Here is a 7,509-nt window from a genome sequence, read left to right as displayed (position 1 = left end):
TCCTCGACTCTCAGCCGCCGTCGCTCGCCACCCCGCCGCCCCCAGCCGCTGCGTGCGTGTGTCCTCACGCGGGCGCCCCCCCCCCCCCCCCCCCCGCGGGGGGGCCCCCGCTTCGGTCGTGAAGGAGTGCTGGGGGCGGTAGGTGACGGTGCGGCCGTTGAGCGGTTGGAGAGGGCGGCTGTCACCGTCGGGGAAGCGGGACTGGAAGTGGGCGAGCGAGGTCGACTTGATCTCGCGGATGTGGTTGAGCACCAGCCAGGAGACCGGCTCGGTGTAGGGGACGGTCGTCAGCGAACCGTCGTACCGGAAGGTCGAGAGGTCGGTGGGGAGGGCGGCGGCCAGGTTGGCGCCGCGGAGCTGGACGTTCTCGGAGCACTCGGCGGGGACGGTGGCCAGGGCCTGGCTGTACGGCGAGTTGTGCCCGGCGGGGACTCGCCGACAGAGCTCGTCGACGCGCCGCCGTTCATGATCCGGCGGGCCTCGGCCTGAGCAACTCGGCCAGCTGCATGGTGTCTTGCAGGTAGCGCTCGTAGGGGAAGCCGGCCTTGACGAGATAGACGCGCAGTTCCTCGATGAGCGGCTTGCCGCTGTCGTGGAAAGCCTTGCGGCCCGTCTCCGTGATCGTCACCAGCCGGCGCCGTCCGTGGTCCGGGTCGGTGACGACCTGGACGTAGCCGGCGGCCTCCAGTGGCTTGAGGGCGCGGCTGATCGCTGGATCGGAGACTGCCATCGCCTGCGCTAGCTGGTGCTGAGTGGCCGGCTCGATGTCCTCCAGCGTGCCCAGCAGCCGCAATTGGCTGTAAGTGAGGCCGTCGGCGTCTTCGGCGTTCCGGCGTGCCGCCTCCCCGATCATCAGCACGACACGGTGCAACAGGTCACCCAGTCCGTCATCCATGGAGCCGAGCATACACGAGTCTTGACTTGTTAATATTAACCATGCAAGATTGCTGCCATGAGCACATCGAGCTACATCCTGCAGACCTCCGTTCCGATGATCTGGCTGCTGCTGGCGGTCGTCGGAGCCCTCATCAAGACCCGCAACACCACCTCCCCCGAGGCCAGGCTCGAGACCTGGCAACGCTGGTGGGCCGGCGCCGCCCTCGGCGGCGGCAGCGCCTGGATGGTCCTCTCGTTCTTCACGATCCCCGGCGTCATGTCGGAGGCGATCGGCTTCGCGCAGACACCGTTCGAGTTCGAGATCGGCTGCGCCAACCTCTGCCTGACAGTCCTCGCCTTCCGGGCCGCGTCGTCGAAGGCCTCGGCCCGTGAGCGCCTCACCGTCGGCCTCGGCGCCGGCATGTTCCTCTGGGGCGCCGACCTCGGTCACCTGTACCAGTTCTTCTTCAAGGGCGACCACGCACCGGGCAACACCGGCGGCGTCCTGCTCTACGACCTGCTGATCCCGGCCGTGATGATCGCCCTCGCGATCCGCGCCCAGCGCGCTGAGCGCGTCGTACTTTTGGCCGGGTCCGAAGTAGCCGCGCGTGCGATGTAGGACGGCACGCCAGCCGGAAGGGTTGGGGTCGTCCACAAAGCTCGGGAGGAATACGAGATGCGGAAGACCCTGTCCTTGGCTGTCGCCGCCGCCACCATGGCGACAGCCCTGATCCCCAGTGCTTCACAAGCAGAAACCAGCAACGACCTGACCTGGGAAGCGTGCCCGGCGGATGCCTCGCCGGGCATTCCCCTGCCGGCCGGAATGCAGTGCACGACCCTGAAGGTCCCGCTCGACTACCGCGACCCGAACGGCGCGAAGATCGACGTCGCCGTCTCCCGCCTGGCCAGCAAGAAGCCGGCCCAGCGCCGCGGAATCCTGATCACCAACCCCGGCGGCCCCGCAGCCGGACTCGGCTACCCGGCCACCCTAGTCGCGGCCAAGCTGCCGCAGAGCGTCCTCGACCAGTACGACGTGATCGGATTCGACCCGCGCGGGATCGGGCACAGTACGCCGATGACCTGCGACCTCACGCCGGAACAGCAGCTGTACGGCAACATCCCGCCGTACGCGAACAACGCGGCCGACGTGGCGAAGCGAGCCGCTGAGGTCCAGCAGATCGCCAAGCAGTGCGCGGCCTCGAAGACCGGCCCGCTGCTCCCCCACATGTCGGTCGCCAACACCGCGCGCGACATGGATCAGATCCGCAGCGCTCTGGGCGAGGCCAAGATCTCCTACCTCGGCGCCTCCTGGGGCACGCACCTCGGCGCGGTCTACACAACGCTGTTCCCGGCTCGCAGCGACCGGATCGTGCTCGACAGCAACCTCGGGCCGGGCGGCTGGGACTACCCCAGCGACCGGCTGTTCTCGCAGGGCGTCGAGGATCGGTTCCCGGACGTCGCGGCCTACATCGCGGCCAACTTCCGCGAGTACGGCCTGGGCCGGACGCCGGCGCAGGTCACCGCGAAGTTCCACGAACTGGCAGCGCGGCTGGACAAGAAGCCGGTCGCCGAGTTCGACGGGCGGCTGTTCCGGCTGTTGACGTTCGCCTACTCGTACGGCGCCACCCAGCTGCCGGTGCTTGCCGGGCTGTGGAAGTCACTCGACGCGGGTCAACCTCCTGCGCCGCCCGAGGCCGCGGCCGTCAAGGCTGCTGTCGGCGCCGACCAGGTCATCTCGGGCCGCTACGCCATTATCTGCAACAGCAGTCGCTGGCCGACGTCGGTCAAGACCTATCAGACCGCTGTCGCCATCGACCGGATCCGCTTCCCGTTGTTCGGGGCGGCCGGAGCCAACATCCAGCCGTGCGCCTACTGGCCGAATCCGACCGAGCCGCCGGTCCGCATCACCGACAACGGTCCCGCTAACGTGTTGATGGTGCAGAACCTCCGCGACCCAGCCACTCCTCTGGCCGGCGCCCGGCAGCTGCGGCGCGCCCTGGGCGATCGGGCGGTCATGGTCACCGCCGACGAAGGCGGTCACGGTGTCTACCTGTTCGGCAAGAACCAGTGCGCGAACTACCCGGTCACCACGTTCCTGACCACCGGCATCCGCCCGGCGCACGACTACGCCTGCTCGGCCGCGGCGGCGCCCCGGTGACTCGCTCCCGTGCGCTGATGATCGCCGAGATCGCCCTCCTGCTCGGCCTGAACGTCCAGGAAGCGATCCGGCGGTTCGTCGGGCACGGACCGCAGCCCGGCGAGGTGTTCTACTTCTCGTCGGGCGTGGTCATCGGCGGGCTCGCGCTGCTGCGCCGCCGCTACCCAGCGCGGACCGGGCAGCTCGCGGCCGTCGCGATCGCCATCTCGCTACTGTGCAGCGGCGTCGGTCTGATCGCCAAGCCCGCCGCATCGCTCGCCGGTGACTGCGAGACCTTGGCGCTGGTACTCCTGATCGGCGCCTGCTGCCACCGTCTGCCCGCCATCCAGGCGGGCGTCCTCGCGGTGATCGGAGGCGGCGCGATGGTGCTCGCCCCACAACTCCGGTACGCCGGACAGCAATCGACACTCGTCCTGGCGATCTTCTGGGCTATCCTGTGGGGTATCGGCGTTGCCGTCGGGCTGATCCTGCGCGACGCCGCCGCGCGTCGCGAGGCCGCGCTCGCCGCAGCCCGAGCTCGCGAGCGGCTAGCCCTGGCCCGTGAGCTGCACGACCTGGTCGCGCATCACATCACCGGCGTCGTGGTCCGCGCGCAGGCGGCTCAAGTGATCCTTGCCGACGGCACCGAACAACAGATGCTCGGCGAGATCGAGCAGGCCGGCGCCGAAGCACTAGCCGCGGTACGACGGATGGTCGGCGTACTGCGGAGTCCGGAAGACGCGCCGCCCGTCACCACCGGCGGTCTGGTCGAGGCCGTGCAATCGGTTGTCGATGGCAACGTCACTCTGCGGTTGGCCCCCGGACTGGCCGAGCGGCCCCTCGCCCCGGAGACCGTGTCGACCGTGCATCGCGTCGTACTCGAGTCGTTGACCAACGTTCGCAAGCACGCGTCCGAGGCACGGCAGGTGTCGGTCACCATCGATGTCGAGGGCAACCAATTGCGGGTCGAGATCTGCAACGACGGGTTGGCCCGCAACCGCCGTACGGCGGAGGGTTACGGGCTGCTCGGGATGGGTGAAAGGATCGAGGCGCTGGGCGGCACGCTGACGGCCGGGCCGCATGGTGATCGCGGCTGGCGGGTTCTCGCTCAGCTGCCCGTGCCGAAGGAGGGCTCGTGACGTTGCGCGTACTCCTGGCCGATGACCAGGCTCTGGTCCGCACCGGGTTCCAGCTCATCCTCGAACGCGAGCCCGGCATCGAGGTCGTCGGTGAAGCTGCCGACGGCAAGCAAGCCGTTGCCCTCGCCAAGGAACTCCGGCCGGACGTCACGTTGATGGACATCCGGATGCCGCTGCTCGATGGTTTGGAGGCGACCCGGATCCTGGCCGGTCCTGACGTCCGCGATCCACTCCGGGTCCTTGTCGTGACCACGTTCGATCTGGACGAGCTCGTGCACGAGGCCCTGCGCTCCGGCGCGTGCGGATTCCTGCTCAAGGACGCCGGTCCACGCCTGCTGGTCGAGGCCGTGCACGCGGCGGCGAACGGCGAGTCGCTGGTCTCGCCGTCGATCACCACCCGGCTGCTGGCCCAGTTCGCCACCCCGAGCGGGAAGGCTCGGCGCGCCGTACCGGCTCTCACGCAGCGCGAGCACGACGTCACGCTGGCGGTCGCCCGGGGGAAGACCAATGCGGAGATCTCGAAGGAGCTGCTGATCTCGCTGTCGACCGTGAAGTCGCATCTGACCTCGATCCAGCGCAAGATCACCGCGCGCAACCGGACCGAGATCGCTGTCTGGGCCTGGGAATCGGGTCTGGTGCGATGAGCATGAGTTCTTCACAATCGGTCAGTACTATGCCCAGGTGGGCAGAGCTGAGCTCGTGGGGCGCCGGACGGAGAGCACCGAACTCGATCGCCTGATCGAGACCGCTCGTGGTGGCCGTAGCGGCGTTCTCGTTCTGTACGGCGAGCCGGGCGTCGGGAAGTCGGCGTTGCTCGAGGCAATGGAAGCCCGGACCACCGGGTGCCTGTTCACCCGGACGGCCGGTGTCGAGGCCGAGATGGAGCTCGCGTACGCCGGGCTGTATCCGCTCTGCCAGCCGTTCCTGGACGACATCGATCGGTTGCCGGCTCCGCTGGCCGAGGCTCTCGGTACGGCGTTCGGCCTGGTCAGCGGGCCGACGCCGGACGCGTTTCTGGTCGGTCTCGCGGTTCTGAACCTGTTCGCCACCGCGGCCGCCGACAAGCCCCTGGTCTGTATCGTCGATGACGCGCAGTGGCTCGACAAGATGTCCGAAGTCATCCTCGCGTTCGTGGCCCGCCGGCTGAACGCCGAGTCGGTCGTGATGATCATTGCCATCCGCAACGGTGTTGAGCACCGATTCACCGGGCTGCCTGAGCTGGAGATCGCCGGGCTGGATCGCGCCGATGCCCAGACCCTGCTGGAGAATTCCCTCCCCGGCCTGATCGATCCGCGGGTCAAGGACCGGATCGTCGCCGAGGCCCAGGGCAACCCGCTGGCGCTGCTCGAACTCCCCCACACCGGAGCCGGACGTGCGTCCGGCCGGACCGCGCTGATCGAGGAGAGCTTCGAACAGCGGCTTGATGCCCTGCCTGCCGAGGCCCGACAGCTGCTGACTCTGGCCGCCGCCGAACCGCTCGGCGATCCGACCCTGCTCTGGCGAGCCGCCGAGCGGCTGGAGCTTGGGGCGGAGGCCGCCACGACCGCGCTCGAATCCGGGCTGATCACCTTCGGGACGCACATTCGCTTTCGGCATCCGCTGGTCCGGTCGACGGCGTACCGGACCGCGGCCGCGTCGGACCAGCAGGCTGCCCATCAGGCACTGGCCGAGGTGACCGACCCGGACCGCGACCCGGACCGCCGCGCCTGGCACCGCGCGCAGGCGGCACCGTTGCCCGACGAGGACGTGGCCGCCGATCTCGAACGTTCCGCGGCCGGCGTCCGGGAGCGCGGTGGGCATTTCGCGGCCGGAGCCTTCCTCGAGCGGGCCGTCGAGCTGACCCTCGATCCCGAACTCCGGGCGGAGCGGATCCTGGCCGCGGCGACCGCACGGTGTGCGGGCGGCGCCCTCGACACAGCGCTCGAGCTGCTCGACAGCCTGCAGAGCAGCCCGCCGGACGAGCTGCGATCGGCGCTGGCGCAACGCCTACGCGGCCAGATCCAGTTCGACCAGGGCGACAACCAGATCGCGGCCGCCACCCTGCTCGACGCCGCCCGCCAGCTGGAATCCCTGAAACCTGATCTTGCCCAGAGCACCCATCTCGCGGCGCTGGCAGCGGCCATCTGGGCTGCCGTCCCGGACACCACCGGGATCCTCGGAGAGGTAGCGGCGGCCATCCCGCAGCCGCCCGAACCAGGAGCGGGCCCGGAGGAATCGTTGCTGCATGCACTCGCGGCGCGTTTCACGCAGGGCTATGTGGCGGCGGCGCCCGCTCTCATCAAGGCGGTCGCGGCTGAGCTGCGGGACCACTCCGATCAGGCGACCAGTCACACGGTGGCCGGAATCGTCGCGGTCGATCTGTGGGACCTGGAGGGCGCACGCCGGGTCGTCGCTCGGCAGGAGCGGATCGCCCGGCAGACGGGCGCACTGCTGCGGCTGCAGTTCGCGCTCGACTTCGGCGCGGCACTGCAGTGCGTCGGCGGCGACCTCACGGCGGCCGGCCGGATGGTCGACGAGCAGCGCCGGATCGCCACCGCGACCGGCAGGCCGTCGATCGAGTACGGCGCGCTCCTGGTCACCGCCTTCGCCGGCACCGAAACGCCGACCGGCCCGGTCTGCCCGGATCGCGCCAGGACCGGGGTGCTGACGCTGTACGCCGAGGCCGTGCGCAACAACGGACTCGGACGGTACGAGGCTGCTCGCGACGCAGCGCAGGAGCTCTTCGGACAAGACGTGATCGGGTACGGCGCTCTGGTCGCGGGTGAGCTCGCCGAGGCCGCGTCCCGGACGGGCGACGGCAAGCTGGTCGAGTCCACGCTCACCTGGGTGAGCGAGCGGGCGAACGCCGTACCGACGAACTGGAGTCGTGGCATCGAGGCGCGGGTCCACGGCCTGCTCAAGGGCGATGAGGGGGCTTACCGGCAGTCGATCGCGTGCCTGGACGGCACGATCCTGCAGGGCGAGGCTGCGCGCAGCCGACTCCTGTACGGCGAGTGGTTGCGCCGCGAGGGTCGTCGTGCGGACGCGCGGGGCGAGCTGCGGACGGCGTACGACGCCTTGTCGGCTCTCGGTCTTGGGGCGTTCGCGGAGCGGGCGCGGCATGAGTTGCTGGCGACTGGGGAGACCGTCCGGAAGCGGTCGGTCGAGACGGCGAACGAGCTCACCACGCAGGAGGCGCAGATCGCTGGACTGGCGCGGGACGGGCTGACCAACCCGGAGATCGCCGCGCAGCTGTTCCTCAGCCCGCGGACGGTGGAGTGGCACCTGCGGAAGACCTTTGCGAAGCTCGGGATCACGTCTCGGCGGCAGCTGCGGGACACGCTCCCCCGCTGACTAGGGACTGTGCCAGTAGGCACA

At 69.7% G+C, this 7,509-nt stretch carries 7 protein-coding genes; 5 read left to right on the top strand and 2 right to left on the bottom strand.

Annotated elements, in window-relative coordinates; translation table 11 throughout:
* Positions 1–396, bottom strand: a 396-nt coding sequence (locus ACIA49_RS26365) for a carbonic anhydrase family protein (protein WP_396380004.1), incomplete at its 3' end; no start/stop codon positions are given.
* Between the two features lie 67 nt (positions 397–463).
* A complete protein-coding gene (locus tag ACIA49_RS26360; RefSeq protein ID WP_396379998.1) occupies positions 464–895 on the bottom strand; it encodes a MarR family winged helix-turn-helix transcriptional regulator in 432 nt (143 codons plus the stop codon).
* 57 nt (positions 896–952) lie between these two features.
* Here ACIA49_RS26360 and ACIA49_RS26355 point away from each other — a divergent pair, with 57 nt between their 5' ends.
* From ACIA49_RS26355 to ACIA49_RS26335, 5 genes are read left to right on the top strand one after another with little or no spacing between them, the layout of a single operon-like run.
* Complete coding sequence (locus tag ACIA49_RS26355; protein ID WP_396379997.1) at positions 953–1,495, top strand: DUF6790 family protein; 543 nt, start codon at positions 953–955, stop codon at positions 1,493–1,495.
* Between the two features lie 57 nt (positions 1,496–1,552).
* Positions 1,553–3,034 carry an alpha/beta hydrolase gene (locus tag ACIA49_RS26350; RefSeq protein WP_396379996.1) on the top strand — a complete coding sequence of 494 codons (1,482 nt, stop codon included), beginning with the start codon at positions 1,553–1,555 and terminating at the stop codon, positions 3,032–3,034.
* 17 nt (positions 3,035–3,051) lie between these two features.
* Complete coding sequence (locus tag ACIA49_RS26345) at positions 3,052–4,152, top strand: sensor histidine kinase (protein WP_396379995.1); 1,101 nt, start codon at positions 3,052–3,054, stop codon at positions 4,150–4,152.
* Complete coding sequence (locus ACIA49_RS26340; protein ID WP_396379994.1) at positions 4,149–4,796, top strand: response regulator; 648 nt, start codon at positions 4,149–4,151, stop codon at positions 4,794–4,796. Before ACIA49_RS26345 ends, ACIA49_RS26340 begins: the two co-directional genes overlap by 4 nt.
* A gap of 37 nt (positions 4,797–4,833) precedes the next feature.
* Positions 4,834–7,485: an ATP-binding protein gene (locus ACIA49_RS26335; protein ID WP_396379993.1), complete on the top strand. Its 2,652-nt coding sequence runs from the start codon at positions 4,834–4,836 to the stop codon at positions 7,483–7,485.
* Positions 7,486–7,509: the final 24 nt, after the last annotated feature.

Source organism: Kribbella sp. NPDC051587, from assembly GCF_044453945.1.
Classification (GTDB): Bacteria; Actinomycetota; Actinomycetes; order Propionibacteriales; family Kribbellaceae; genus Kribbella.
This window is presented reverse-complemented; position numbering and strand designations above follow the sequence as displayed.

What these genes read in the sequence shown, in the direction of transcription:
- ACIA49_RS26355 (WP_396379997.1), top strand. Translation starts at nt 953, where the DNA reads ATGAGCACATCGAGCTACATCCTGCAGACCTCCGTTCCGATGATCTGG.
- ACIA49_RS26360 (WP_396379998.1), bottom strand. Translation starts at nt 895, where the DNA reads ATGGATGACGGACTGGGTGACCTGTTGCACCGTGTCGTGCTGATGATC.
- ACIA49_RS26345 (WP_396379995.1), top strand. Translation starts at nt 3,052, where the DNA reads ATGATCGCCGAGATCGCCCTCCTGCTCGGCCTGAACGTCCAGGAAGCG.
- ACIA49_RS26350 (WP_396379996.1), top strand. Translation starts at nt 1,553, where the DNA reads ATGCGGAAGACCCTGTCCTTGGCTGTCGCCGCCGCCACCATGGCGACA.